Here is a 26,569-nt window from a genome sequence, read left to right on the forward strand (position 1 = left end):
ACAGTAGCCCTCTTTTAACCGTTCAAGGCTAGATTGCGGCAAAATAGTATTTTATGACTGGACAAATGATGACCCGAGATAGCGGAATTTTGGCAGACAGCGATATTGCGGCTCTGTTTGAAACCGGTGCGCTGACTTCAGCGCGGGACTTGGATCATGATCAGATACAGCCTGCCAGTCTTGATCTTCGTCTTGGTGAGAAAGCCTATCGCGTCCGTGCATCTTTCATGCCGGGGCCGGACACACCGGTTGCCAAAAAACTGGAACGCCTGAAGCTGCATGAAATTGATCTGCGTGAAGGTGCGGTGCTGGAAACCGGCTGCGTCTATATCGTGCCGCTGCTGGAAAGTCTGTCACTGCCAGCGGAATTGTCGGCTTCCGCAAACCCGAAAAGCTCGACCGGTCGCCTTGATATTTTCACCCGTGTGATCACCGATAATGCGCAGGAATTTGACAAGGTGCCTGCCGGTTATAACGGCCCGCTTTATCTGGAAGTCAGCCCGCGCACATTTCCGATTGTGGCGCGTACCGGTTCGCGCCTGTCGCAGATCCGTTTCCGTAAAGGTACCGCACATATCAATGAAGCCGAACTTGCTGAATTGCACGCGGCGGAAACGCTGGTGGCTTCCGCTGTGCCGAATATTTCCAATGGCGGGATTGCGCTGTCGATTGATCTGAGCGGCGGTGAAAACGGCCTGATCGGCTATCGCGGTAAACACCATACGTCTGTTGTTGATGTCGATAAACGCGCGCAGCATGATGTGCTGGATTTCTGGGAACCTATTTATGATCGCGGACATCGCGAACTGGTTCTCGATCCCGATGAATTTTACATTCTGGTTTCACAGGAAGCCGTGCATGTGCCGCCGCTTTATGCTGCGGAAATGACCCCTTTTGATCCGCTGGTCGGTGAGTTCCGCGTGCATTATGCCGGTTTCTTCGATCCGGGTTTTGGTAATGTCTCTGCCGGTGGCAAGGGCAGCCGCGCAGTGCTGGAAGTGCGCAGCCATGAAGTGCCGTTTATCCTTGAACACGGACAGATTGTCGGCCGTCTGATTTATGAACACATGCTCAAACGGCCGAAAGCGCTCTATGGCAGTGATCTTGGCTCGCACTATCAGGCGCAGGGTTTGAAACTGTCAAAACATTTCCGTTAAAAACTCATAATTTCTTGATTGTATCTCCGCAAATGAACATCTAGTGATACGTCGCTGATGCACGCCTGCCGGTTTTTGGCAGGAGGCTTTAAGCCATTTTATGGCGGAGACTATGGTGAGAACCTATCTTGTAAATCTTGACGGCAGTCAGGAACGGCTTGACATTTCCCGCGGACAATTGGAGCGCGCGGGTATAGAATTTATCCGCGTTCCGGCGGTAGATGGCCGGAAAAGTGATCCGAGAGCGCATCCGGCCTATCATGAAAAACGCGCTTTGGCGTTTATGGGCTGTCAGGTCAGCGGCGGAGAGTTCGGATGTTATCTGAGCCATCTTAAAGCGGCGCAGATGTTTCTGGATTCCGGCGAGCAATACGCAATGGTGCTGGAGGACGATATGTTTATTCCGGCCGATTTGGCCAATACGACTGAAACCCTGTTGTCATGGCTCGAAAAAGACGGGCGTTACTGGGATCTTATCAATATTGGTCTGGACGGAATAAAACGACATACACCGCTTTGCGCTCTTCAGGGGCAGCAGCAGCTACATACGCTGAGCAGTGCTCATTATTTTCCGATGACTGCGGGCGGTTTGATATGGTCGCGTGCCGGTGCGCAGAATTTCGTCAACAGCCAGCATGAAATCTTTGCGCCGGTAGATAATTATCTCCGTTTTTGGCTGACAAGAACCAATACTGGTCTGGCCGTTTGGCCACCTTTGGTCAGAACGCGGGGTGTACAGAGCGATATCGACTCGATCAATGCAGGATCAAGGGCAACTGCTTCTCAGCAAAGACATTTTTTCTACAATCTGATCCGGCAAAGATGGTTTGTGCTCAACAAATTGCGCTCCTACCGGCATTTATGGACAGCACGTCTGAAGCGGCGCCTGAGCGGTAATTCTGCTCTGCCGGTGGCTGATCAGATTGTTTTGCCGCCAATAATCAGCCCTGCCGAATAAGAGGTCGATAAGAGCGCGTGCTGTAATCGGGATTGCATGCGCTCTTTACAAAAGCTGTGACGGACTTTATCGCTCAGATTGGCCTGTATGCCGGATGACAGACAGGATTATGCGTTTCAAGGGGAGTGATACGCACGATCATGGCAATGGAAAAGAACCGAACAGTTTTAAACGCAGAAACAGAAACACAGCGTCTGACGCTGGGTATTGTTGTTTTGCCCGGTTTTACCCTGTCTGCGCTCAGCCTGTTTCTCGATCCGTTTCGCCTTGCCGCAGATGATAAAGACAAAAGCCGCCAGATCCGTTGCGGCTGGAAAATCTGTACGCTCACCGGCCTGCCGGTTGAATCCAGCTCCGGCATGGCGGTGGAACCAACCGCCCCGATCGGTGCGCTGGATGATTGTGATTATATTGTTGTTGTCGGCGGCGTTCTTCCCCATTACCGGCCGGGGCAAAATACGCTGATTGAAGTGCTGAAACGTGCCGACCGTCAGAAGAAAAATGTCATCGGCCTGTGTACTGCCGCTTTCATTGTGGCTGAAGCCGGATTGCTGGAAGATCGCAATTGCTGCGTGAACTGGTTTCATAAAGACGATTTCCTGCAATTATTTGACGGGTTCACGGCAGATACAACCAGCCTGTTTCATCGCAGTGGCAGGCATTTTACCTGTGCGGGCGGTTTGGGCGCTGCTTCACTGGCGCTCTCCATCATTCAGGCGGAAATCTCTGAGGAACTGGCACGTAAAAGCGCCTCCATCCTGATGTTTCCGTATGAGTTGCTGACATCGGAGCAGCCTGCGCTGAGTTTCAACGGCGTACGTTCACCGATGATCCGCAAGGCAATCCGTATTTTTGAGGAAACGCTGGAAGATCCGCTGGCAATGGCTGAAGTCGCACGCCGTCTTGGGATTTCCACCCGCCAGATGGAACGCGGGTTCCGGTTGGGATTGGGCAAAACCGCTTTTCAGGTGCGCGAGGAATTGCGGGTGCAACGCGCCAAGGAATTGCTGATGAGCGGAAGTGCATCTCTGCTTGAAGTGGCTGTCGCCAGTGGCTTCACAGACACGCGCAGTATGAACCGCTCTTTCCTGCGCCAGAGCCAGAGCCTGCCGCGTACCTATAAAAACAGCCGCTGAAACCTGAATGTGGAACGCAACCGGTCAATATCCGGCACAGGGAAGGCTTGTCTCTTCAGATATTCGCGCTTATTTGTTGGTCTCAACAAAGGAGTGCTTCTATGTCTGACCGTGCTACCCGCTTTCTGGGCGATACACCGGGTCGTGTCATCGTTAAACTGATACTGGTGTCACTGATTGTCGGCGTTGTGATGCATGCCTTTAACTGGACACCTTATGATATTCTCTGGAATATCCGCGATTTCTTCGTAAGAATCTGGAATATGGGTTTCTCGGCCTTGTCACGTTTTGCTGATTATCTGCTGCTGGGCGCGGCAGTTGTGATCCCTGCCTTTATTTTGCTCAGAATTATCAATTACAGGAAATAAAATGCATTCTGAAGGCGTGTAGCGGCTTCGGGAATACATCTGAAAAATCCTTCTTTTTATTTATGGTTTTCGATGACTGATACATTGCTGCCTTCTGCGCTGATTTCACGCCGCCGGTTACTGGTTACCGGTGGCGCTTTGTTGCTGAGCCCTGCCATCCTGCCGCTCTCTGATGCTTTTGCAGAAGAGGACGTGGCGGCTATGGTGAATAAAGTGCGCCGCCAATATGGTGCGCCGCCGATGATGCCGGAAGCAAAGCTTGAACAGGCTGCGCTTCATCAGGCGCGGTTAATGGCAAAGCACGGCAAAATCGGTCACAGCATCGGTTGGGGAAACAGTTTTGGCGGCAGGCTGAAACAGGCCGGTATCCGCGGCCCTGCTGCGGAGAATGTTGCATCCGGTCAGAAATACGTGCCGGACGCACTGAATGCCTGGCTGAATTCTGCCGGTCATCGTAAAAATCTGCTCGATCCGATCTTTACCCGCTATGGTCTTGCCTATGCGGCGCGGGCAGACAAGCCGCATTATCTCTATTGGACGATGCTCTACGGTGTTGATCTGCCGTAAATTGCATTGACAAGCGGCCGCGACAAATTGCTGTCCCGCTGCAGAAACCTGCTGACCATGACAGGAAAACAGGATATGACTGTCCAGGATCTTCTGCGCTGACCGGAAAAACTATCTGCACTTACTATCTTCAGGTGAGGAGCACGCACGGCTGACAGCAGGGTCTTTTTATTCGCTGACAGTATTCGTGTGGTATCTAAGCATTTCCAGTAACATTGGAAGCCGGTTTTACGCCGGACAATGCGTTAATACCCAAATAGAGCGGCTCCTTGAGGCCGCTTTAAGTGGAACCGCTCTATGTTCAAGCCAGATAATGACGCGCTCGAAACGTCTCTCGTTCGCCCGTTCAATGTCACGCACCGCATGGTGCTGACGATCGCTATTCCTATGACATTGGCCGGTATGACCACGCCTTTGCTCGGGCTGGTGGATACAGGTGTGATCGGGCAGCTTGGCAATGCCGGTATGCTCGGCGGTCTGGCCATGGGTGCTCTGGTCTTTGATTGTCTGTTTTCCATTTTCGGTTTTTTGCGTTCGGGTACGACAGGGCTTGTTGCACAGGCCATGGGGCGCGGCGACCGTTCGGAAGAAATTATGGTGTTCTGGCGCGCAATTATTGTGGCGCTGGTTGCCGGTTTGCTGATGATCGCGCTGTTGCCGCTCACGCTTTATGCGGCCAATGATATTCTCAAGCCTACATCCGATACAGCCAAAGCGCTGAATGAATATGTGTCGATCCGTATGCTCTCGGCACCAATGGCGCTGGTCAATTTCTCGGTGCTGGGTCTGCTGCTCGGGCGCGGGAAGGGGCTGTTCGGCCTTGCGCTGCAATTCCTGCTGAATGGTATCAATATTATTCTGGCGCTGGTTCTGGGTTTGGGGCTGGGTTGGGAGGTTTCCGGCGTTGCATGGGCGACTGTCACCGGCGAAACCGTGGCAGCCATTACAGGTATGACAGTGCTGATCTGGCGCGGCGGCGCTTTGCGCAAGCTGGATGTCAACCGCCTGTTCGACAAAGCCGGTATGTGGCGCATGATCGTTATCAGCCGCGATATTATGATCCGCTCGCTGTTGCTGATGTCAACCTATGTATTCTTTGCCCGCGTCGGCAATGAAATGGGCACAATCACTCTGGCGGCTAATGCGGTGCTGATGAATTTCTATCTCGTTGTCGGCTTCTTTCTGGAAGGGGTAACGATTGCTGCCGAGCAGCTGGCAGGGCGGGCAGTCGGTGCGCGTTACAGTCCGGCTTTCCGGCGTTCCATTCAGCTGACCTTCTTCTGGGGTATGGTCATGGCTTTTGTCATGGGGCTGATCTTCCTCGCTTTCGGCGATCGTCTGGTCAATATTCTGACAACGGAGCCGGATGTCCGCATGATGGCGGTTTATTATCTGCCTTGGGTGTCGCTCACTGCACTCACCGGTCTTTATGCTTTCCAGATGGACAGTATTTTTATCGGTGCCTCCTGGTCTAAAGACATGCGCAATATGATGTTCCTGTCGCTGTTTGTGTTTTTCGGTGTGCTCTATGGTACCCGTGACTGGCTGGGTAATCACAGCCTGTGGCTGGCGCTGAATATGTTCCTGTTTATTCGCGGGGTTACTCTGTCAGCGATGTTGCCAAGGCGCTATCGCGGGGAATTTCCTGTCGCCTGACGAAGCCGGTTCTGCATTGCAGCCTGTAATGGGTAATATTAAGCCTGCCGTATCATCATGCACTGATGATACGGCAGGTTTATTTTTGGACTAATGATTTTTCTAAATTAGAAATATTTTTTATGAACCATCTCTGCGGATGAAGTCCGGATTTTTTCCGTCCTGCCACGGGAAAGGTCAATAAAAACTAACCGCTTAAGGTGACTGGCGATCTTCGTGTTAATTAAAAATTAATAAATAAAATCAATGACTAAACGCTACCGGCGTTAACGAAGCATCAAGGTTAATAGATCATTATCTGACTATAGTCATCTTGTTGAGTGAGTGGAGTATTCCGGTGCGTAGTGTAGCTTTGCGGGCCCTGTTTGGCCGATCCGGCAATGAGCCAGCACAGGTCTGGTATTATCCTTCCGAGGGTTACTGCCCGCAGGATGGCCGCTATTATCCGGTGGCCGTAACAGTTAAGCAGAAGCGCAAATCTGTGACCCTGCCGAAGCTTCTCGCCGGAGTAGGGCTGTTTTTCTATTCAAGCAATGTCATCGCCTATCAGGATATGGCCAGTATGATGAGTGTTGCCGAGCAATCGGGCAGCCGCTGGGCAACCTATATGGTGGATGCGCCTGCCGGTTCCATTCATCAGGCGGAAATGCCGTTTGTTGATTCGTCCGTAGTCACAGGCAGCCTGAGCGCTGCGGCAGATATCAGCGGCGTGGGTCGCGTGGTAATGAGCGGACGCGTTGCCGGCGGAAAACGCGGTGTCGACGATCCAAATCCCGATGAAAAACGTATCAGTCGCACTGACAAGCAGGGGCGTCTGGTTTCCGTGCAGACCAAAGCTCCGGCACGCATGTTCAATGCCGGTTCGCTGGCAGAGCAGGTTTCATCGGTGAGTCCCAGGCTGATGCAGCCGGTAGCCGGTAAAAAAGACGTCAAAACAGCTTTCGTTAAAGGTCCGATCCGCGGCAAGGAAGTGGAAATCACACTTGCTTTCCACCGTCCGGAAGTGAAGCCGGTCGTGCCGGTGCCGACAGCACTCGCATCGCTGATTACCAATGATACACCGGATGTGCTGGCGCTTGGTTATGCGCCGTCCAAGCCGGATTATGCCAAAACATCGCCTTTTGAGAGCATTCTGGTGCCTGAAAAGGACAGTGGTCGCTTCATTCCGCCAATCAGTGCGCGGGATCACAATTGGGCGGCGACCCCGTTGCCGCCGGCAGCATTCAGTGCGGCAGAGCAGAAATGTCTGGCTGAAGGTATCTATTTTGAAGCACGCGGCGAGCCGGTCAAAGGGCAGGCAGCTGTTGGTCAGGTTATTCTCAATCGCGTACGTAACCCTGCTTATCCTTCCACGATCTGTGGCGTGGTTTATCAGAATAAAGACTGGCGTAATGCCTGTCAGTTTTCCTTCGCCTGTGACGGTTTAAAACATCGTGTCACAGAGCCGGGTCACTGGCGTATGGCACAGCAGGTAGCGAAAGCTGTCACAGCGGGTCAGATCTGGCTGCCGGAAGTGGGTTCGGCGACCCATTATCATGCGACTTATGTACGTCCCCGCTGGGCTTCAACGATGGAAAAAGTCAAAAAGATCGGCCTGCATGTTTTCTACCGGACTTATGGCGGCGGCTGGAGCTGATCTGTCAAGGATTCGCTGTCTGAAATCACGGTGTGAAGCGGGATTCAAGGCCTGCTTCATGCTGCTGCCTGTTAAGTATATGATTTAATAATACAAAAAACCTTCAACTTCTGTGCAGACAGTGCCTTGACGAATGAGTTGGCTGTTAATATGTTGCGGCCGACTTCAGAGTGGGGTGGAAACCTCGGTTTTCTTGCCAAAGGAGGCATGAATGGCGGTCGGGAAAACACCCGAAAAGCCTCAGCAATCCGATGATGCGGCAAGCGAAGCTGGTGGTCCGGTGCAGACCGGATCTCAGGCCGACGCTCAGGGGAGTCTGGACGACCGTCTTCGTAAGCTTGAAAGCCATTTGGCTGCTAAGGGCGTGGGGGTGGAATCCAAAAAAGACGAACAGGCTGAGAAAAACGCAAGCTCTATGGCGCAGGCCATGAAATTATCCAGTGAATTTATCGCTGGTATCGTGGTAGGTGCGGTTTTAGGTTGGTTTTTTGACCGTGTTCTGGGTACGAACCCTTGGGGATTGATTATCTTTCTCTTTTTAGGATTCGGTGCCGGTACTCTGAATGTTTTACGCTCGGCAGGATATGTTGCGGAAAGCGGCAATAATGTGGGCGATAAGCAACAGAAAGAAAAATAATGTGCATAAAGGTTATCCTTCATATGCACGGCAGTGAATAAGCCTGTAAAGGCAACAGTGCGGCTCAGGCAGATTTGCTTTTGAGTGTTCTGAAAAGACCGGAACGCAAGTTTGCGGTTGAGAAGCGCCCTCGGGCATGAATGTAACGCCTTCGGGCACGGGTGACAGGTGAGGTTAAGGTGGCAAACGATCCGATCCATCAGTTTCAGGTTTCCAGATGGATTCCTATCGATGTCGGCGGTGTCGATCTGTCGTTTACGAATGTGTCCGCCTTTATGGTGCTGACTGTCGTAACCGCTTCCGCTTTTCTGTTTCTGACATCAGCAGGTCGCGGCATTGTTCCGACACGCCTGCAGTCAGTTTCTGAGATGGCCTATGAGTTTGTGGCATCCTCCTTGCGGGATTCTGCCGGTTCTCATGGGATGAAATTTTTTCCGTTTGTGTTCTCTCTGTTCACATTCATCCTTGTAGCAAACTTTATCGGTCTGTTCCCGTATTTCTATACCGTAACCAGTCAGATTATTGTTACTTTCGCGCTGGCGCTGCTGGTGATCGGAACAGTGATTATTTACGGTTTCTTCAAGCACGGTTTCCGCTTCCTCAAGCTGTTCGTGCCAAGCGGTGTTCCTATGGCTATCGTGCCGCTGGTATCCGCGATTGAAATCATTTCCTTCCTGTCCCGTCCGATCAGCCTCTCTGTGCGTCTTTTCGCCAGTATGCTGGCCGGTCACATCACCGTAAAGATTTTCGCAGGCTTCGTGGTTTCCATGGCTGCACTCGGTCCGCTCGGTGTTGGTGGTGCGATCCTGCCTCTGTTCATGACCGTTGCTATTACCGGTCTGGAATTCCTGGTCGCATTCTTGCAGGCCTATGTGTTCACTGTTCTGACCTGCATGTATATCAATGATGCAGTTCATCCGGACGGTCACTAACTGAAATTACTGCTGTCCGTTATCGGGCAGCAGTCTTGCCTATCTACCAATCAGGCTCTGCATTTTGAAAATACCTGTGTCTGACACATGATTTTGAAATAACAGGTCGCTCTGAAATATCACCGGCGGGTTTCCGCCAGAACTGAAATCCGCATTTATATCAATCCAGAAGGAGCTTAACATGGAAGCGGAAGCAGCAAAGTACATCGGCGCAGGTCTGGCCTGTTTCGGTATGGCCGGTACGGCTCTCGGCCTCGGCAACATTTTCGGTAGCTTTCTTTCGGGTGCACTGCGCAATCCGTCTGCCGCTGACAGCCAGTTCGGCCGTCTGGTATTCGGCTTCGCCGTAACTGAAGCTCTGGGCATCTTCTCGCTGCTCATCGCGCTTCTGCTCCTGTTCGCAGTTTAATCTTAAGCTGCCGGATTAAATCGGCCGCATATGCAAAAATCTCCTTGTGAGACCTGAAGGCATATGCGGCTGGTTATCGTTTATTAAGCCTGAGTGATAAGGGGAAAATGGATGTTCGTGTCCACGGCGTTTGCCCAAACCGCAACTGACTCTCAGCCGGCACCAGTGTCGGGAGCTGACAGTGGCAACTCTGTTGTGCACACTGAAACAGGTGTGGCGCACGATGCCGGTAAAGGCGTGTTTCCACCATTTGATTCCACCCATTATGCATCGCAGCTTCTGTGGCTCGCGATTACCTTCGGGCTGTTCTATCTGTTCATGTCGCGCGTTGTGCTGCCACGTATCGGCGGTGTCATCGAAACGCGTCGTGACCGTATTGCACAGGATCTGGAACAGGCTGCACGCCTGAAAACCGATGCTGACAATGCAATTGCTGCTTACGAGCAGGAACTGGCTGAAGCCCGTAAGAGCGCGGCTGTTATCGGTCAGGAAGCCCGCGACAAGGCAAAGCATGACATTGATGCTGAACGCAAAACCGTTGAAGCATCGCTTGAAAAGAAATTGGCTGAAGCTGAAGAACGCATCGCTGCTATTAAAGCAAAAGCGATGAGCGATCTCGGCTCGATTGCTGAAGAAACAACTGCAGAAATCGTTGAGAAACTGCTTGGCGGCAAGTCCGACAAAGCTGAAATCTCGGCTGCTGTTAAAGCTGTCAGCGCGTAAGGGAGACCATTATGGATGCAACATTTATTGCCCTCGTCGGTCTGATTATTTTCCTGGCGCTGCTGGCCTATCTTAAAGTGCCTGGCATGATTGGCCGTTCGCTTGATGAGCGTGCTGCCAATATCGCCAAGGAGCTGGACGAAGCACGCACATTGCGTGAAGAAGCTCAGGCTCTGCTTGCTGAATATCACCGCAAGCGCAAAGAAGCTGAAAAAGAAGCCAGCGAAATCGTTGCTGCTGCACAGCGCGAAGCCGCAGCTCTGCTGAGCGAAGCAAAAGCGAAGTCGGAAGATTATATTGTTCGCCGCAACAAGCTGGCTGAACAGAAAATCGCTCAGGCTGAAAGCGATGCTGTTAATCAGGTTCGTGCATCTGCAGTGGAAATCGCTGTTGCTGCTGCCGGTTCGCTGATTGCAAATAAAATGGACGCAAAAACTGCCGGTGAAATGTTCAAAGCATCACTGGATCAGGTTAAAACCAACCTGAATTGATTGCAGTTCATAAAGTTTAAAAAAACGCCGCTTTATGCGGCGTTTTTTTATGTCTGAAATCGGGCTTGTTGTTCTGCGGCGATGCTTATTTCTTGCAGTTAAGAATATCCTGAAACCGGCTCGGGGTCGCGTATTCGGTGCCTCGCTTATTTATCCGCTGTCCAGCGTCCCTTAATTGGAGCGAAGCTGTAGCGGTGCAGACCGGCAACCGGCCCTTGTTCTTCAATCGCCTGCCGGTGCGCCGCAGTGCCGTATCCTGCATGTTTCTCAAGGCCGTAAGCAGGATGGATAAGACCTGCGCGTTCCAGCATCTTGTCGCGGGTGACTTTGGCAATGATTGAAGCGGCAGCAATGGTCAGGGATCGTTGATCGCCTTTGACCAGTGTCATGGCAGGGCAGGGCAGTCCGCCTGGGGTTTTATTACCGTCAATCAAAGCATAATCGGGTTGAACCGTCAGCGCACCAACGCAGCGTTTCATCGCCAGCAAGGATGCCGCCAGAATATTGCTTTCATCAATCGCACGCGCACTGAGGCTGCATAATGTGACGGCAACAGCCTTTTCCATAATTGTTTCAAATAGCCGGTTGCGCTTGGCATCCGTAAGCCTTTTTGAGTCATCCAGACCTTCTGGCAGATTATCAGGGTCGAGGATTACGCAGGCAGCAACAACAGGCCCTGCAAGAGGGCCGCGGCCGACTTCATCGAGCCCTGCAATCAGTTTGTAACCCTGAGCTTGCAGCTGCTGCTCATGGCTGTAATCCGGTATGAATATTTCAGATTTGTCAGCCTTTATCTTGGCTGGCGACTTCGGTCGCTTTTCAGAAAAAAGCGGAGAATCAGATGGTGCTTTACTCATATGCTGAGATTGCATCCTATCTAATTCTCCGCAAGCCACATCGCAAAAAGGGGGGGCACGATGTGGAAGGCTGCCGGCAAAAGGACGGGCAGCCTATATCTGCTGGAGGGCAGATCAGAAAAGCGAGAGCTGAACACCGCTTGTTTGCGGCGGGGTGAACAGATCACAACGCAGGCGCCGTTTATGAATATTCAGCCCGAGCTTTTTACAGGTAATCTCAAAGCGGCGGCCAATCTGCCACGCATAAGGACCATCACCACGCATCCGTTTGCCCCATTCCGCATCATAGTCCTTGCCGCCGCGCATTGAGCGCAACAGGGACATGACATGGCGGTAACGGTCAGGAAAATGCTGCAGCAGCCAATCCTTGAAGAGTGGCGCGACCTCATAAGGCAGGCGTAGCAAGACATATCCCGCCTCGCGTGCGCCCATCGCATAGGCGGCATCCAATATACGTTCAATCTCGTGGTCGTTGATGCCGGGGATCACAGGGCCAAGCATCACCGATGCCGGAATACCTGCTTCATTCAGTTGCCGGATAGCCTGTAAACGCAATCCCGGTGTTGAGGCACGCGGCTCCATATTCCGTGCTAATTTGGCATCCATGGTGGTGACAGAGAGGGCAACCTTTGCCAGACCACGCTCGGCCATCGAACCCAGAATATCAATGTCGCGAGTAACCAGCGCGGATTTGGTGACGATGCCGACCGGATGATTGGCGGCATCCAGCACACTCAATATATCCCGCATAATCCGCCATTTTTTTTCTACCGGCTGATAAGGGTCTGTATTGGTGCCAATGGCGATCGTCTTGGGAATATAACCGGCTTTGGAAAGTTCTTTTTCCAGCAACCGTGCCGCATCCGGCTTTGCAAAAAGTTTGGTTTCAAAATCAAGACCGGCAGACAGTCCCATATAGCTGTGGGTAGGGCGGGCAAAGCAATAAATACAGCCATGCTCGCAACCGCGATAAGGATTGATTGAGCGGTCAAAATTAATATCCGGTGAGTCATTGCGGGTGATAATGGTGCGCGGCTTTTCGATCTGGACTTCTGTCTTGAACGGCTCCAGCTCTTCCAGAGAGTTCCAGCCGTCATCACTGTCGATGCGTGTCTGACTTTCAAACCGGCCGGAAGGATTGATACCTGCACCACGTCCGCGACGGCGGCTGTGGTCAATCCGCAAGCCGGTGCCGTCAACAATAGCATTTGCCTGATCCGTGCGCTCCGATCCGAAGACAGCCGAACGGGAGAAGACGGCCTGATCGGCTGGTCCGAAAACCTCCTGTAAAATTGCCATAGCTTTCTCCTTGCCGGAAATGCCGTGACAGCATGACCGGAGCAAAACAATTAAAATGAAGCAATGAATACAGCGCGAAATGTGCGACTCTGATGCGCCGTTTATGGTTCAAATTTAATCTGAAAATAAGAACAAAGCAAGAACTTAATTTATGTCTTTTTCGCAATTAGAGCGCCGTGTGCCAGACCTGACACACAAAGGTCGCTCTAACACTTTTAAAATTAGAGCATAATTTCACTTTAAACCGATCCCAGCTTAAGGAATTATGCTCTAGCTTTTGCGTTTCAAATGTTCATCAAGGCGCGGCATGATTTCAACGAAATTACACGGGCGGTGACGATAGTCGAGCTGCTGGGCGATAATACCGTCCCATGCATCGCGGCAAGCGCCGCCGGAACCCGGCAGGACAAAAACAAATGTCTGGTTGATGAGACCGGCAGTTGCGCGGGACTGGATCGTGGAAGTACCGATCTTGGCATAGGACTGCTGATGGAAGATAACCGAAAACCCGTCCATACGCTTGTCGAAGACCGGCTCCAAGGCGTCAGGTGTCACATCGCGTCCGGTGAAGCCGGTGCCGCCGGTGGTAATCACCACATCAATTGCCGGATCTTTGGACCATTGCACAACCAGTTCGCGGATTTTTGCAACATCATCGGTCACGATCTGCCGGTCACGCAGCAAATGGCCTGCTTCTTCAATACGGGAGGCAAGAAATGCACCGGACGTATCGGTTTCCAGCGTCCGGCTGTCTGAAACCGTCAGTACCGCAATACCCACCGGAATGAACGGACGTTCGGCTTTGGCTGTATCGGACATGGCTGTCTCCGGTTTAAACTTTATCGGGCAGGGTCGTGGTTGCGCAGACAAACCAATGCGGATTTTGCTGTTGAAAATGCATTGCCGCCTGTTGCGCCTGATCCGCTGTATCATAAATGCCGAAGCAGGTCGCGCCTGAGCCGGACATTTGCGCATATTGTGCGCCGCTGTCCCGCAAAGTCTGGAGAATTTCCGGCAATTGTGGTGCAAGCTCTGCGGCGGGTGGCAGCAGATCATTGCGGGTTGATTGCAGGAAGTTGCAAAGCTCCGCCTGACTATTCAAGCGCGCCAGTTCCGGTAGTGCAGGATTATCACGCTTCTGCATATGTTTGAAAATCTGCGGCGTGGAAATTGCTGTTCCGTCATTCACAAGCACCAGTGACAGCACTGGCAGGCCGGTCAGCCGCTGCACGTCTTCACCGATGCCCTGGGCAATCAATGCACCGCCGTTGAGCTGACCATGCAGGCACATCGGCACATCGGCGCCAAGCTGCAGGCAAATCTGCTCAAGCAAAGCCTGTTCCGCTTCGATATTCCACAGGCGCATGAGCAGTGCCAGCACTGTGGCGGCATCACTTGACCCGCCGCCGATACCGGAAGCAACAGGGAGATTTTTTTCCAGATGAATGGCAACGCCGGAGCTGTGTTGCGGAAATTGTGCGCGCAGAAGATCACGCGCTTTTAAGACAAGATTGTCGCCATTGGCTGGCAGCCCCGCACCAAAGCGGCCGGAAAGCGTAAAACTGTCTTCCTTCGCAGGGAAAACTGTGAGTTCGTCACCGTAATCGGCAAAGGCAACAAGCGTATCCAGCAGATGATAGCCGTCCTCGCGCCGTCCGGTCACATGCAATGCCAGATTAAGCTTGGCATAGGCTGTGGCGCGAAGATGTGAGGCAGTCTGTTGGCTCGCTGCCTGTGAAGCTAAAATATCTGGCATGCTTTAGGATCAGTCTTTATCTGCCGGACGGTAAACACCGGTTTTCGGGTCGCGTACCAGCGTGCCGCTGGCTCCTGTGCGGGCTTCCTGTTCGGCCTGACGGACTTTCTGGGAAACACGCGCCGCTTCGCGCTTGAAGGAGCGATAGCCATAGATTGCAGCTGCAACCAGAAGGATCAGAAAAATCAGCTGTGGCATACCGGCTCCTTTCCGGAAAAATAACATGCCTGTTGATTTAATCAGGCTGTAACCTCGTTTCAAGAAGCTCTTATAGCATCTTATTCTGATGATATTATGATAACATAAGCCTGTTACAGGCCATAGCGTGACCAAAGAGCTTTTTCTTCGAGTACATTCATCAGGCTTTCACCTGCTGCGCCAAGCATTTGCGCATGAGAAATACCGCCGGTATTTTTGCGCCCCAGCAGTCCGCGCGAAGGCTGGATCAGATTAAGCTTGGTTTTTTCGCCATAGAGCTTGCGCAGATGCGAGCGCATATCATCAAGACCATCAATCAGCCCGAGCTGCAAAGCCGTAATGCCTGTCCAGAACTGACCGGTGAAAAGATCGTCATTGTCCTGCAATTTACTGCCGCGGCGCTCTTTCACCATATCAATAAAGGTCTGGTGAATTTCCAGTTGCAGCGCTTTGATATGTTCGACATCCGATGCCTTTTCCGGCTGAAACGGATCCATCGTGGCTTTGTTTTTGCCGGCCGTATGCACGCGGCGTTCAACGCCGATTTTCTTGATCAGTTCGGTAAAGCCAAAGGAAGCGGAAACCACGCCGATCGAACCCAGAATGGAAGACGGATCAGCAATAATCTCGTCTCCGGCAATGGCAATCATATAGCCGCCGGAAGCCGCCACATCCTCAACAAAGACATGGACTTTCTTGTTCTTTTCTGCGGCCAGATCACGGATGCGTTTATAGATCAGCCGTGATTGTACCGGTGAGCCACCGGGGGAATTAATGCTCAGTGCCACAGCAGGACTGTGCTTATTGGCAAAGGCCTTTTCCAGCTGAACAGCGATGCCTTCGAGCGAAAGATTTTGCCGTAAAGGGCTGTTACCGGTCATGATCGCACCGCTCAGCCGGACAACCGGAATTTCAACAACGGAAGCCCGGAAGCGACGCGGGATAACACGGCTGATGAGTGACGGCACTGAAAATCTCCGGTGTGAAAAGCAGACGATAAAATAGTTTTCACCCGCTGTTATAGCCGCAGCGGGTGAAAACTGAACCTGTTATTTTACAGCGCGGTTGCGTGTGGAAATGCGCAGCAATGCCCAGCCACAAACGGCGGAGAGCAGGGAGCCGAGCAGAACACCAATCTTGGTCTCGCTGTGCAGCAGGTCATTGTCAAAGGACAGCAGGCCGATGAACAGGCTCATGGTAAAGCCGATACCGCAGAGCAGTGCCACGCCATAGAGCTGTGTCCAGCTTGCGCCCATCGGCTTGGTGGCAATCCCTGCGCGGATAGCAATCCATGCGGCGCCGAAGACACCAAACTGCTTGCCGACAAACAGGCCGAGCGCAATGCCGAGTGTGAGTGAGTCACCAAGGATCGACGGACTCATGCCGGCGAAGGAAACACCCGCATTGGCAAAGCCGAAGATTGGTACAATGACAAAGCCGACCCATTTTGCCAGCGCATGTTCCAGCGTGTGCAGCGGGGAGCTCATATCATCAGGACGGCCAAGAGCTGGCTTGATCGGAATAGTCAGCGCGGTCAGCACACCGGCAACCGTTGCATGAACACCGGAGCGCAGTACAAAATACCAAAGCACGGCACCGAGGATCAGATATGGGGTGAGACGCATAATGCCCATCTTGTTCAGAACAAACATCAGCGCAAAAATACCGGCAGCACCGGCGAGATAGAGCGTGGCAATATCGGCAGTGTAGAACACGGCGATAATCGCAACAGCCGCAAGGTCGTCAAGAATGGCGAGCGTTGCCAGAAAGACTTTCAGGCTGGTTGGTACGCGTGGGCCGAGCAGCGACAGCACACCAAGTGCAAAGGCAATATCGGTTGCCGACGGAATAGCCCAGCCGCGAATGGTTTCAGGATTTGACCAGTTAAAACCGGCAAAAACCAGTGCCGGAACAATCACGCCACCAGCGGCGGCAATGCCCGGCAAAGCGCGGTTCGACCAACTGGCAAGCTGGCCGTCAAGAAATTCACGTTTGATTTCGAGGCCAACGAGAAGGAAGAAGACGGCCATCAGCGCGTCATTAATCCAGTGCAGAACGCTCATCGGGCCGAGCTTGCTCTCCAGAACCTGAAAATATGTGGCTGCAAGCGGCGAATTAGCAACGATCAGAGCCAGAGCAGCGGCAATCATCAGAGCGATGCCGCTGGCGGATTCACTGTCGAGCCAATGGCGGAGCGTTGAGAAGGGGCGCTTGGTCTGGCTTTGTGTCATCCGGTATCGGCCTTTTTCTTTGCGGGCAGCGTTTTGACAACGCTCAACCCTTGATCTGTCCTCAGAGTTCCGCGCTTTAAATAGAGCGAAAGACCTGTTCGGACAGTCCGTGTTTTCGGGAAAATGTGCTCCGTCCTCCTGAACAACAACCGTTACAGGTTGTCGCAACCATTAATGAGGCTTTCTGCACGTGGCGTAAATTCATGGCCGGAACTTTTATGCAAAATTAACGGCGGCGCAAGGAAAACCGGAGCGCGGCTGCCTTTTATGCCCGTAATTACGACACGGATGGCCGGTTCATCCGGTCTGGCATAGAGCGGAAGAATTGCGATGCCGCCAAAACGGCGCTCCATCGCGGACAGGATTTCATTCAGATTGGCGGGACGTGCGATAATCGCAATATGTCCGCGCGGACGTAAAATGCCGGATGCCGTACGTATCCAGCTTTCAAACATGCCTTCATGCATCACATGCGCCTGTGCCTTTAAATCGTCCGGCGTGGCACGGTCATGGCTCTGATTGAAGGGCGGGTTCATAATCACATAGTCAAACTGATTGTCAGTCAGCCCTGCTTCATTACGGGCAGGGCCGGTCATGGTTACATCAGCCTGCAGGCATGACAGACGGCCATGCAAATGGGCATTTTCGGACAATGCGCAGGATTTTTCCGCATAGAGCAGCATTTCCGGTGAGCGCTCAATCAGAGTGACATCTGTATTTGCGCAGCGCGAGGCAACGGCCAGTCCTGCCGCACCGGCACCGGCACCAAGATCCGCAACTTTACCTTTGAAATCCGTTGGCACCGCACTTGCCAAAATCATGGCATCAATCCCCGAACGGTGACCTTTTGCGGATGGCTGCACCAGATAGAATGCACCACGGTGAAAGGCATCGAGAGTTTCGCCATAGGGCAGAGAGCTGAACGGAGCAGACATAAAGACGGCAGTTTCCTGACTTGTTGCAGACTGAAAGCGATCAAACCGGCTTTAACCGATTCTGTATAGAGGCGGTGAAAGCCGCATTTCTGTTTGCTGACAGCAATTTGACATCTTATATCAGCAGAATATGCTTTATTGTGTTGTGTTGCAGCTCGCAACACTTGCCTTTAGCACGGCTTTTGGTGCATTTGACGCTTGAGCATAAAGGCCGCCTTGAATAATGTGTGGCTATAAAACGGGTCTCATTGTCAGGCCGCGTGAACTGGAGATATGGCATTGGGTGTGGTTCTCAATCTCGATGAGAAAAAAAATCAGCAGGCGTCCATTCAGAAGCTGGTTGATCTGACGAAAGCGGATATGGGACGTGTCAATGCGCTTATCCTGTCCAAGGCCGGTTCTGATGTTGAGATGATACCGGAAGTGGCCAATCATCTGATTTCATCGGGTGGTAAGCGTTTGCGTCCGATGATGACGCTCGCTGCTGCAGCCATGTTCGGCTATGAGGGCGAAGGTCATGTGCAGCTCGCAACCAGCGTTGAATTTATGCACACGGCAACGCTTCTCCATGATGATGTGGTGGATGAGAGCGATCTGCGCCGCGGCAAAAGCACCGCGCGGATGATCTGGGGCAATCAGGCCAGCGTTCTGGTCGGCGATTTCCTGCTTGGTCAGGCTTTCAAAATGATGGTGGATGTCGGCTCGCTCGACGCGCTGGATGTGCTGGCAACCTCGGCTTCGGTGATTGCCGAAGGTGAAGTGATGCAGCTCGCCGCCGCCAAAAATATGGAAACCACGGAAGACGAATATCTGGCCGTGATCAAAGCCAAGACTGCGGCGCTGTTCTCTGCTGCTGCCGAAGTTGGTCCGATCATTGCCGATGCACCGCGTGCACAGCGTCTGGCACTGCGCTCCTATGGTCTCAATCTCGGTCTTGCATTCCAGCTGATTGATGATGCGCTGGATTATGGCGGTTCGGCTGCGGATCTCGGCAAGAATGTCGGTGATGATTTCCGTGAAGGGAAAATCACCATGCCGCTGTTGCTCAGCTATCGCCGTGGTTCCGAAGACGAACGCGCTTTCTGGAAGTCATCCATTGAACAGGGCAATAATGATGATGAAGCCTTGCAGAAGGCTATCGGCCTGATGACCAAGCATGGTTCAATTGCCGATACCGTACAGCGTGCGCGTCATTTCGGTGAAATCGCCCGTGATGCACTGGCACCGCTGCCGCAGAGCCCGCAAAAAGATGCTCTGATTGATGTGATTGATTTCTGCATCAGCCGTGTAAACTGATTATTGACCGGTACCGGCGCATATTTCCGGTACCGGACTTTGAAATACCCTTTTCTCCGGCCATATAAAAACCACGACATGGCCGGATGGTGTGTTTGTTTCGGAAATAAGCCAGACCAGAGCATTTCCAGCAAAAGTGGCAACCGGTTTTGCGTCAGGAAATGTGTAAAATAAAGAGATAGAGCATTCTTTCTGTTTCAAAATTGGAAATGCATCTATAAATGCAAGGGGAAATGCCGATGCGGCGGAATACAGTTAAAGCGCGTGCTCTGGTTTTCGCTTTGATGGCAGGGGCGGCTTTCACAAGTGGTGTCTCCGGCGCGGCCTATGCTGCATCTGCGGCAAAGACAGCGGTGGCGACAGACGAGCCGGTGATTGTCTCGCGTGCAGGTTCTTTCCCTGGTGCTTATCTGGCCGGTCGCATTGCCGAGATCGACAATAATCTCCCTGTAGCCATCGCTTATTATCGTCAGGCACTGGCATTTGATCCGTCAAACCAGCCGATGAAGCGTGACCTGTTGCTGTCCTATCTGACCGACGGTCAGCTGGATGAAGCGCTGCCCTTTGCCCGTGCGCTCAAAAATGAGCCGGAAGTCGAGCGTTTCTCCCGTATCATTCTGGCGATCAAGGCTTTCAACGACAAGCATTACCGCACTGCCCGCACCAATCTGAAACTCACCCAGCAGTCAGAGATGGATCGCTTAGCAACCGGCCTGATGACGGCATGGACATTCTACGGCGAAGGTCGTCCGAAAGATGCGCTGGCAGCAGTTGATAAGCTTGACGGACCGGTCTGGTACGATCTTTTCAAAACCTACACATCGGCATTGATTGCAGACAGCGCCGGTCAGACCAAGGCTGCGGATAAATTCTATGCGCAGGCCGTGGCTGATAAAGAAGGCGGCAGCGCTGCACCCGATACTTATGAGCGCATCATTTACGCTTATGCCGATTTCAAACAGCGTCAGGGCGATAAAGCCGGTGCAATCAAACTGGTGGAAGATGCCGAGCAAATTCTCAGCGGCCGCGTGATCCTGCGCGAAGTACGCCAGAAGCTTGAAGACGGTGAAAAGCTTGATCCGCAGATGCGCAGCCCCCAGCAGGGCGCGGCTGAGGTTCTGTATTCTTTGGGCACCGCGATTAACCGTGGCGGTGCTGAGGCTTTTGCAACTATTTATCTGCAAATGTCCGGTGAGCTGCGCGAGAATAATGACGCTACATTGTTCCAGCTTGGCGATATTGCTGCCAAACTGCGCCAGCCGGAAAAAGCGATTAAATATTACGGCCGCGTTGCGGATAAATCGCCTTATAAGCGCGATGCGGAAATGCAGCTGGCGCTTAATCTGGCTGAAACAGACAAGCCGGATGAGGCGATTGAGCATCTGAAAAACAATTTGCGCAGCAATGATAAGGACAACCGTTCCTATCTGGCGCTGGGCGGTGTCTATGCCCAGAAAGAAGACTGGGCAAATGCGGCAAAGACTTACGATCAGGCCGTTGCGGAACTTAAATCACCTGTACGTCAGGACTGGCCGGTTTTCTATCAGCGCGGCATTGCTTATGAGCGTCTGAAACAATGGGATAAGGCTGAGCCTAATTTCCGCAAAGCGCTGGAACTGTTTCCAAACCAGCCGCAGGTGATGAATTATCTCGGCTATTCATGGGTCGATCGCGGTGAAAATCTGGAAGAAGCTTTGCAGATGATCCGCAAGGCCGTCGAGATGCGCCCGCAGGATGGCTATATCGTCGATTCCCTTGGCTGGGCTTATTACAAGCTTGGCCGTTATAATGAGGCCGTTGTCGAACTGGAAAAGGCAGTCAAGCTGCGTCCGGAAGATCCGACAATCAATGATCATCTGGGCGATGCCTATTGGCAGGCAGGGCGTGGGCTGGAAGCGACTTTCCAGTGGAACCATGCCATCGCCGGTAAACCGGAAGCGGCAGAACTGGCCAAGATCGAGAAGAAGCTGAAACAGGGGCTGACACAGACGGCGGAAGCGGATGTGAAAGATATTGCGCCGGCAAAGCCTGACACGGCACCGGAGAAAGCACTGGATGTTAAGCCTGCCGATCCTGCTGCCAAGCCATAATGCTTGCTATCCGGCTTTAAGTCTTGACCGTTTAACGCGGAATAATTAGGACAAACTATCTGTTTTTCGGCGGAGCTGAGCTGTTATGGCTCAGCTTTCACCGTTTTCACCACGCATGATTTGCAAGAAGAGCAGTTTTGATAGCCGATCTCGCCAAGAATGCTCCAACGAGGCCTTCCGTGACCAGCACATTGCCTGAACACCTGCATCCGACCCGCTCTTTTCAGGGCTTTATCATGGCGCTCCAGCATTACTGGGCGCAGCATGGCTGCACAATTCTGCAGCCTTACGATATGGAAGTCGGGGCGGGTACGCTGCATCCGTCCACTACTTTGCGCGCATTGGGGCCAAAGCCGTGGAATGTTGCCTATGTGCAGCCGTCACGTCGCCCGAAAGATGGCCGCTATGGTGAAAACCCGAACCGTATGCAGCATTATTACCAGTATCAGGTTTTGCTGAAGCCAAGCCCGCCGAACTTGCAGGAATTGTATCTCGGCTCGCTGAAAGCCATCGGCATTGATACGGAGCTGCATGATATCCGCTTTGTTGAGGATGACTGGGAAAACCCGACCACCGGCTCTTGGGGCTTGGGCTGGGAGTGCTGGTGCGATGGTATGGAAATCTCGCAGTTCACTTATTTCCAGCAGGTTTGCGGTATCGAATGTTCGCCGGTTGCCGGTGAGCTGACCTATGGTCTTGAGCGCCTCGCTATGTATGTGCAGGGCGTGGACAATGTTTATGACCTGAACTTCAATGGCCTCGAAGGCGAGGACAAGGTCACTTACGGTGACGTGTTCCTCCAGACCGAGCAGGAATATTCCCGCTACAATTTCGAAATCGCCAATACTGATATGCTGCACCAGCATTTCATTGATGCGGAAGCGGAATGTAAAGCGGTTCTCGCTGCAGGTGCGCCACAAGAAGGTGCAACAGGGAACTTACATAAGTGCGTTTTCCCTGCTTACGATCAAGCGATCAAAGCCTCGCATATTTTCAATCTGATGGATGCCCGTGGCGTTATCTCGGTAACCGAGCGCCAGAGCTATATTCTGCGTGTGCGCAATCTTGCGCGCCAGTGCGGTGAAGCCTTCCTTCAGACCGATGCCGGTGGCGTCAACTACAAGAATGAGACACGCTGATGCCTGATTTGTTGCTTGAACTTTTCTCGGAAGAAATTCCGGCACAGCCGTCCGCCCGCAACGAAGTGAGGACGGACAAAACAAAAAATGAGCATGCGGAGGGCGCACGCTGATGCCTGATTTGTTACTGGAACTTTTTTCCGAGGAAATCCCGGCGCGCATGCAGCGTAAAGCTGCCGGTGATTTGAAGAAAATGATCACCGATGGTCTGGTTGAAGCCGGTCTGACCTATGAGGCGGCAACGCCTTACTGGACACCACGTCGTCTGACTTTGGATATTCGTGGTCTGACTGTGCGTTCAAAAGACGTGCATGAAGATATCAAAGGCCCGTCAGTTACTGCGCCTGAGGCCGCAATTCAGGGCTTCCTGCGTAAAGCTGGCTTGAGCGATATTGCGCAGGCGCATGTGCATTCCGATCCGAAGAAGGGCGATTTCTACGTCGCCCATATCACCAAATCCGGACGTGCTGCGGAAGAAATCATCGCGGAACTGGTACCGAATGTGGTGCAGAATTTCCCGTGGCCGAAATCCATGCGCTGGGGTAAGGCCTCGGCACAGTCCGGTTCCTTGCGCTGGGTGCGTCCGCTGCAGTCGATCATCTGCTTGTTTGGTCCTGAAACCGAAGAAACCGTCGTGGTGGATTTTGAAGTCGGCGGCGTACGCTCCGGTAATACCACACGCGGTCACCGTTTCATGAGCGATGGTCAGCCGATCACCGTGCGCCGCTTTGACGATTATGTCGAAAAGCTGGAAAAAGCGCATGTGGTGCTCGACGCAGAACGCCGCAAGGAAATCATTCTCACCGATGCCCGCAATCTGAGCTTCGCTTCCGGTCTGGAACTGGTTGAAGACGAAGGCCTGCTGGAAGAAGTATCTGGTCTGGTTGAATGGCCGGTTGTGCTGATGGGGGAATTTGAGGAAGAGTTCCTCTCCATTCCACCGGAAGTTATCCGTCTGACCATCCGTGCCAATCAGAAATGCTTTGTCACCCGCAATCAGGGTGAGACGGAAGCACTGTCGAACAAGTTCATCCTGATCTCCAATATTGCTGCCCGTGACGGCGGCAAGGAAATCGCTTTCGGTAACGGCAAGGTTGTTCGCGCCCGCCTGTCCGATGCTTTGTATTTCTGGCATACCGATCAGGCAGATATGCCGGATATGGACAAGCTGAAAGCCTCGGCTTCTAAATTCGCGCTTGATCTGGCTAAGCCGCTTGATCAGCGCATGGCGCGTCTCGATGCGCTCAATGTGACCTTCCATGCCAAGCTCGGCACGCAGGGTGCGCGCGTGGCGCGTATCAAGGCTTTGGCTGAGGCAATTGCACCGCTGGTCGGCGCTGATGTGGCGCTGACTGCCCGTGCAGCAGTGCTGGCAAAAGCCGATCTGCAGACAGAAGTTGTCGGTGAGTTCCCTGAATTGCAGGGCGCGATGGGGCATAAATATGCGCTGTTGCAGGGCGAAAATGCTGCTGTCGCAACAGCACTTGAAGATCATTACAAGCCGCAGGGTCCGTCAGACCGTGTGCCGCGCGATCCGGTTTCGGTTGCCGTTGCACTGGCTGACAAGATCGACACTCTTGTCGGTTTCTGGGCGATTGATGAAAAGCCGACAGGTTCGAAAGACCCTTATGCGCTGCGCCGTGCAGCCCTCGGTGTGATCCGCCTGATCCTCGAAAATGATATCCGCGCAGAACTGAGAGCGCTGATTGCACAGGCAGAAAAGCCGATGGCTTCAATCGAAGGTCTGGCATCAAAAGATGTTGGCGCTGATCTGCTGTCCTTCTTCCATGACCGTTTCAAGGTCTATCTGAAGGATGAAGGTGCACGTCACGATGCGATTGATGCAGTGCTGTCAGCCGATGCTGATAATCTGCTGCTGGTAGCGCGTCGTCTTGAAGCACTGATCGTTTTCATCAATGAAGAAGACGGCAAGAACCTGCTGGCTGGTACCAAACGCGCAGCCAATATTCTCGGTGCGGAAGAGAAAAAGGGCACTGTTATTGCCGCCAATGTTGATGCTGCACTCTTCAACAATGAAGAAGAGAGGGCACTGTTTGCTGCTGTGCAGTCGGCAGAAACCAAAGCAGCTGCGGCTATCGCCAAAGAAGATTTCTCGGCTGCTATGTCGGCAATGGCCGAACTGCGTGCGCCGGTTGATGCCTTCTTTGATAAGGTCATGGTCAATGACGAGAATGAAGCTATCCGCGCCAATCGTTTGGCACTGCTGGCTAAAATCCGCTCGGTGACCGGTCAGGTTGCTGATTTCTCAAAGATCAGCGGTTAGAGCGTATCCCGAAAAGTGTGAAGCGGTTTTCGGATAAGATACGCGTAATACAAAAAAAGTTAGAGCATTTCCTATGATTCAAGATGAACTGGAAATGCTCTAATAAAGAACAGATACAAAAAAGCCGGAGTGGTGATGACCGCTCCGGCTTTTTTTATATTCAGCTTTTAAAAATCAGGCCGGAATATCTTTGGCTGCCCAAGCCGCAGTTTCCATATCGCGCAGCTCGGAAATATTGGCGACGCCTGCCTGCTTCACCAATGCGGAGAGTTCTTTGACGATCTCTTTCGGTACGGTCGGGCCGCGATAAATCATACCGGTATAAAGCTGTACCAGATCGGCACCGGCTTTAATTTTGGTAAGTGCGGTTGCACCGCTGTCCACACCGCCTACGCCGATGATCGGCATCGCTTTGCCGATGCGCTGACGCATTTTGGCAAGCACAATAGTCGAGCGTTCAAAAATCGGTGCACCGGAAAGGCCGCCGGTCTCTTTCGCTTCCACCTGATTAACCAGATTGGTGCGCGACAAAGTGGTGTTGGAGATAATCAAACCATCAAGCGGATGAGCGAGAGCCACTTCGGCAATATCATCCAGACCTTCTTCGGTTAGATCCGGTGCAATTTTCAGGAATACAGGGCGTTTCAGGGTGCATTTTTCAGCTTCCTGATCGCGGGCTTCCAAAACTTTTTCCAGCAGAATATGCAGGCTGTCTTTGGCTTGCAGATCACGCAGACCCGGTGTGTTCGGCGAAGAAATATTGGCAGTGAAATATTTAGCAACGCTATAAAAGCGGTGAATACCGGCCACATAATCGGCCACACGATCTTCGCTGTCTTTATTGGCGCCGATATTCACGCCGACAATACCGCAACTGCTGCAGCTGTTGCGCTGGCTCAGGCGCTTATAGGCGGCTTCATGGCCTTCATTATTAAAGCCCAGACGGTTGATCACCGCACGGTCTTCCACAAGGCGGAAGATGCGCGGCTTCGGATTGCCAGCCTGCGGGCGCGGCGTAATGGTGCCGACTTCTGCAAAACCAAAACCGAGTTTCAGCAGTGCATCCGGCACTTCGGCGTTTTTGTCAAAACCTGCGGCCATACCCAGCGGATTGGTAAATTTGAGACCGGCAATAGTTTGCTGCAAAGCAGGGTCAAGCGGGGCAGGGCTGGAGAGAACGCCGGTTTTCAGCGCTGCAATTGACAGGCCATGCGCCTGCTCACCATCCATCGCAAAAAGTGCGCGACGGGCAATATTTTCAAAAAAACCGCTCATTGTCCAAGCTCCGGAAACTGATGCTTGCCGTCGCTGTCGAGCGGCAGGTCTTTCACCCAGCGCACCGCAGTGAGCTGTAGATGTGCGTAGAGATGCGGGAAGGCTTTGCCGCCGCGGGAAATTTCATAACGAAGTTCATCGCCCAGCTGGTTTGCATCAACAGCCACCAGCAGCAGGTCATCCTGACCGGCAAAATGCTTGGCAGCGGTCTCGGCAACCGTGTCATGGGTGGAAAAGTGGATATAACCATCCTGTAAATCAACAGGGGCACCGGAAAAATGCTCTGCCTTTTCAGCGTCTGCCCATTGGGCGCGCGTGGCGATCTTGTAGATGGTATGGTGTGACGGATCACTGTTTGACATGAAAAACGCTATTGTTGTGAACGGAAAAGCTGTTCAGACATTTTATATATCTGGCCGGTTTGGCGCATCCGGCAGCTTTTAAGACAAAATTAAGTCACAAGCCACCTCTAAATTTTAATAAAGGGTTAACGCCATTTTTGCAAATGAGCAAAAGTGCGCTTTGACAGCTCTGTGTTT

The 26,569-nt window shown here is 52.6% G+C and carries 26 protein-coding genes; 16 read left to right on the forward strand and 10 right to left on the reverse strand.

Annotated elements, in window-relative coordinates; genetic code table 11:
* Nucleotides 1–65 precede the first annotated feature (65 nt).
* The 12 genes from BKD14_RS04070 (at nucleotide 66) to BKD14_RS04125 (ending at nucleotide 10,670) form a co-directional block, all read left to right on the forward strand.
* Nucleotides 66–1,157, forward strand: a complete 1,092-nt coding sequence (locus tag BKD14_RS04070; protein ID WP_075654367.1) for a 2'-deoxycytidine 5'-triphosphate deaminase — start codon at nucleotides 66–68, stop codon at nucleotides 1,155–1,157.
* 115 nt (nucleotides 1,158–1,272) lie between these two features.
* Complete coding sequence (locus BKD14_RS04075; protein ID WP_210215500.1) at nucleotides 1,273–2,115, forward strand: glycosyltransferase family 25 protein; 843 nt, start codon at nucleotides 1,273–1,275, stop codon at nucleotides 2,113–2,115.
* 140 nt (nucleotides 2,116–2,255) lie between these two features.
* Complete coding sequence (locus tag BKD14_RS04080) at nucleotides 2,256–3,251, forward strand: GlxA family transcriptional regulator (protein ID WP_075654369.1); 996 nt, start codon at nucleotides 2,256–2,258, stop codon at nucleotides 3,249–3,251.
* A 101-nt stretch (nucleotides 3,252–3,352) separates the two neighbouring features.
* Entirely contained in the window at nucleotides 3,353–3,619 is a 267-nt protein-coding gene (locus BKD14_RS04085) for a DUF6460 domain-containing protein (RefSeq protein WP_022711125.1), read from the forward strand.
* A 72-nt stretch (nucleotides 3,620–3,691) separates the two neighbouring features.
* Entirely contained in the window at nucleotides 3,692–4,186 is a 495-nt protein-coding gene (locus BKD14_RS04090) for a CAP domain-containing protein (RefSeq protein WP_075654370.1), read from the forward strand.
* Nucleotides 4,187–4,483: 297 nt separating this feature from the next.
* Nucleotides 4,484–5,842 (forward strand): MATE family efflux transporter, encoded by a 1,359-nt coding sequence (locus BKD14_RS04095; RefSeq protein ID WP_075654371.1) that lies wholly within the window; start codon nucleotides 4,484–4,486, stop codon nucleotides 5,840–5,842.
* A gap of 337 nt (nucleotides 5,843–6,179) precedes the next feature.
* Nucleotides 6,180–7,478, forward strand: a complete 1,299-nt coding sequence (locus BKD14_RS04100; protein WP_075654372.1) for a cell wall hydrolase — start codon at nucleotides 6,180–6,182, stop codon at nucleotides 7,476–7,478.
* Nucleotides 7,479–7,689: 211 nt separating this feature from the next.
* A complete protein-coding gene (locus BKD14_RS04105) occupies nucleotides 7,690–8,115 on the forward strand; it encodes an AtpZ/AtpI family protein (protein WP_083646791.1) in 426 nt (141 codons plus the stop codon).
* 179 nt (nucleotides 8,116–8,294) lie between these two features.
* On the forward strand, nucleotides 8,295–9,047 hold the full coding sequence (locus BKD14_RS04110) for a F0F1 ATP synthase subunit A (protein ID WP_022711130.1): 753 nt from the start codon (nucleotides 8,295–8,297) through the stop codon (nucleotides 9,045–9,047).
* Between the two features lie 181 nt (nucleotides 9,048–9,228).
* Nucleotides 9,229–9,456, forward strand: a complete 228-nt coding sequence (locus BKD14_RS04115) for a F0F1 ATP synthase subunit C (RefSeq protein WP_022711131.1) — start codon at nucleotides 9,229–9,231, stop codon at nucleotides 9,454–9,456.
* Between the two features lie 111 nt (nucleotides 9,457–9,567).
* On the forward strand, nucleotides 9,568–10,179 hold the full coding sequence (locus tag BKD14_RS04120) for a F0F1 ATP synthase subunit B (protein ID WP_022711132.1): 612 nt from the start codon (nucleotides 9,568–9,570) through the stop codon (nucleotides 10,177–10,179).
* Between the two features lie 11 nt (nucleotides 10,180–10,190).
* On the forward strand, nucleotides 10,191–10,670 hold the full coding sequence (locus tag BKD14_RS04125) for a F0F1 ATP synthase subunit B (RefSeq protein ID WP_022711133.1): 480 nt from the start codon (nucleotides 10,191–10,193) through the stop codon (nucleotides 10,668–10,670).
* A 146-nt stretch (nucleotides 10,671–10,816) separates the two neighbouring features.
* On the opposite strand, the gene BKD14_RS04130 is transcribed toward BKD14_RS04125, so the two are convergent.
* The 8 genes from BKD14_RS04130 to BKD14_RS04160 all read right to left on the reverse strand — a co-directional run bounded on the left by BKD14_RS04130 (nucleotide 10,817) and on the right by BKD14_RS04160 (nucleotide 17,946).
* Complete coding sequence (locus tag BKD14_RS04130) at nucleotides 10,817–11,542, reverse strand: ribonuclease HII (RefSeq protein WP_245293551.1); 726 nt, start codon at nucleotides 11,540–11,542, stop codon at nucleotides 10,817–10,819.
* A gap of 99 nt (nucleotides 11,543–11,641) precedes the next feature.
* Nucleotides 11,642–12,826 carry a PA0069 family radical SAM protein gene (locus BKD14_RS04135; RefSeq protein ID WP_075654373.1) on the reverse strand — a complete coding sequence of 395 codons (1,185 nt, stop codon included), beginning with the start codon at nucleotides 12,824–12,826 and terminating at the stop codon, nucleotides 11,642–11,644.
* A 270-nt stretch (nucleotides 12,827–13,096) separates the two neighbouring features.
* Complete coding sequence (moaB, locus tag BKD14_RS04140) at nucleotides 13,097–13,645, reverse strand: molybdenum cofactor biosynthesis protein B (protein WP_075654374.1); 549 nt, start codon at nucleotides 13,643–13,645, stop codon at nucleotides 13,097–13,099.
* A gap of 13 nt (nucleotides 13,646–13,658) precedes the next feature.
* Complete coding sequence (locus BKD14_RS04145) at nucleotides 13,659–14,582, reverse strand: 4-(cytidine 5'-diphospho)-2-C-methyl-D-erythritol kinase (protein WP_083646795.1); 924 nt, start codon at nucleotides 14,580–14,582, stop codon at nucleotides 13,659–13,661.
* Nucleotides 14,583–14,591: 9 nt separating this feature from the next.
* A complete protein-coding gene (locus tag BKD14_RS04150; RefSeq protein ID WP_022711138.1) occupies nucleotides 14,592–14,780 on the reverse strand; it encodes a membrane protein in 189 nt (62 codons plus the stop codon).
* Between the two features lie 113 nt (nucleotides 14,781–14,893).
* On the reverse strand, nucleotides 14,894–15,748 hold the full coding sequence (locus BKD14_RS19510) for a S49 family peptidase (RefSeq protein ID WP_245293552.1): 855 nt from the start codon (nucleotides 15,746–15,748) through the stop codon (nucleotides 14,894–14,896).
* A gap of 81 nt (nucleotides 15,749–15,829) precedes the next feature.
* Nucleotides 15,830–17,011 (reverse strand): Na+/H+ antiporter NhaA, encoded by a 1,182-nt coding sequence (gene nhaA, locus BKD14_RS19515; protein ID WP_245293553.1) that lies wholly within the window; start codon nucleotides 17,009–17,011, stop codon nucleotides 15,830–15,832.
* Nucleotides 17,012–17,163: 152 nt separating this feature from the next.
* A complete protein-coding gene (locus tag BKD14_RS04160) occupies nucleotides 17,164–17,946 on the reverse strand; it encodes a methyltransferase (protein ID WP_075654375.1) in 783 nt (260 codons plus the stop codon).
* A gap of 279 nt (nucleotides 17,947–18,225) precedes the next feature.
* On the opposite strand from BKD14_RS04160, the gene BKD14_RS04165 reads away from it, so the two are divergent.
* The 4 genes from BKD14_RS04165 (at nucleotide 18,226) to glyS (ending at nucleotide 24,755) form a co-directional block, all read left to right on the forward strand.
* Nucleotides 18,226–19,242 (forward strand): polyprenyl synthetase family protein, encoded by a 1,017-nt coding sequence (locus BKD14_RS04165; RefSeq protein ID WP_028233681.1) that lies wholly within the window; start codon nucleotides 18,226–18,228, stop codon nucleotides 19,240–19,242.
* A gap of 239 nt (nucleotides 19,243–19,481) precedes the next feature.
* Nucleotides 19,482–21,332, forward strand: coding sequence for a tetratricopeptide repeat protein (locus tag BKD14_RS04170; RefSeq protein WP_083646797.1), 1,851 nt, complete (start codon nucleotides 19,482–19,484; stop codon nucleotides 21,330–21,332).
* A 203-nt stretch (nucleotides 21,333–21,535) separates the two neighbouring features.
* Entirely contained in the window at nucleotides 21,536–22,471 is a 936-nt protein-coding gene (locus BKD14_RS04175) for a glycine--tRNA ligase subunit alpha (protein ID WP_075654783.1), read from the forward strand.
* Nucleotides 22,472–22,583: 112 nt separating this feature from the next.
* Nucleotides 22,584–24,755 (forward strand): glycine--tRNA ligase subunit beta, encoded by a 2,172-nt coding sequence (gene glyS / locus BKD14_RS04180; RefSeq protein ID WP_075654376.1) that lies wholly within the window; start codon nucleotides 22,584–22,586, stop codon nucleotides 24,753–24,755.
* Nucleotides 24,756–24,929: 174 nt separating this feature from the next.
* Here the strand turns inward: glyS and BKD14_RS04185 are convergent, their stop codons facing one another.
* The gene (locus BKD14_RS04185; RefSeq protein WP_075654377.1) at nucleotides 24,930–26,030 is read right to left on the reverse strand and encodes a quinone-dependent dihydroorotate dehydrogenase; all 1,101 of its coding nucleotides are present in this window, start codon (nucleotides 26,028–26,030) and stop codon (nucleotides 24,930–24,932) included.
* Nucleotides 26,027–26,392, reverse strand: a complete 366-nt coding sequence (locus tag BKD14_RS04190) for a DUF952 domain-containing protein (protein ID WP_075654378.1) — start codon at nucleotides 26,390–26,392, stop codon at nucleotides 26,027–26,029. Before BKD14_RS04190 ends, BKD14_RS04185 begins: the two co-directional genes overlap by 4 nt.
* Between the last annotated feature and the right edge of the window lie 177 nt (nucleotides 26,393–26,569).

The organism is Pseudochrobactrum sp. B5 (genome assembly GCF_001939785.1).
GTDB lineage: Bacteria > Pseudomonadota > Alphaproteobacteria > Rhizobiales > Rhizobiaceae > Pseudochrobactrum > Pseudochrobactrum saccharolyticum.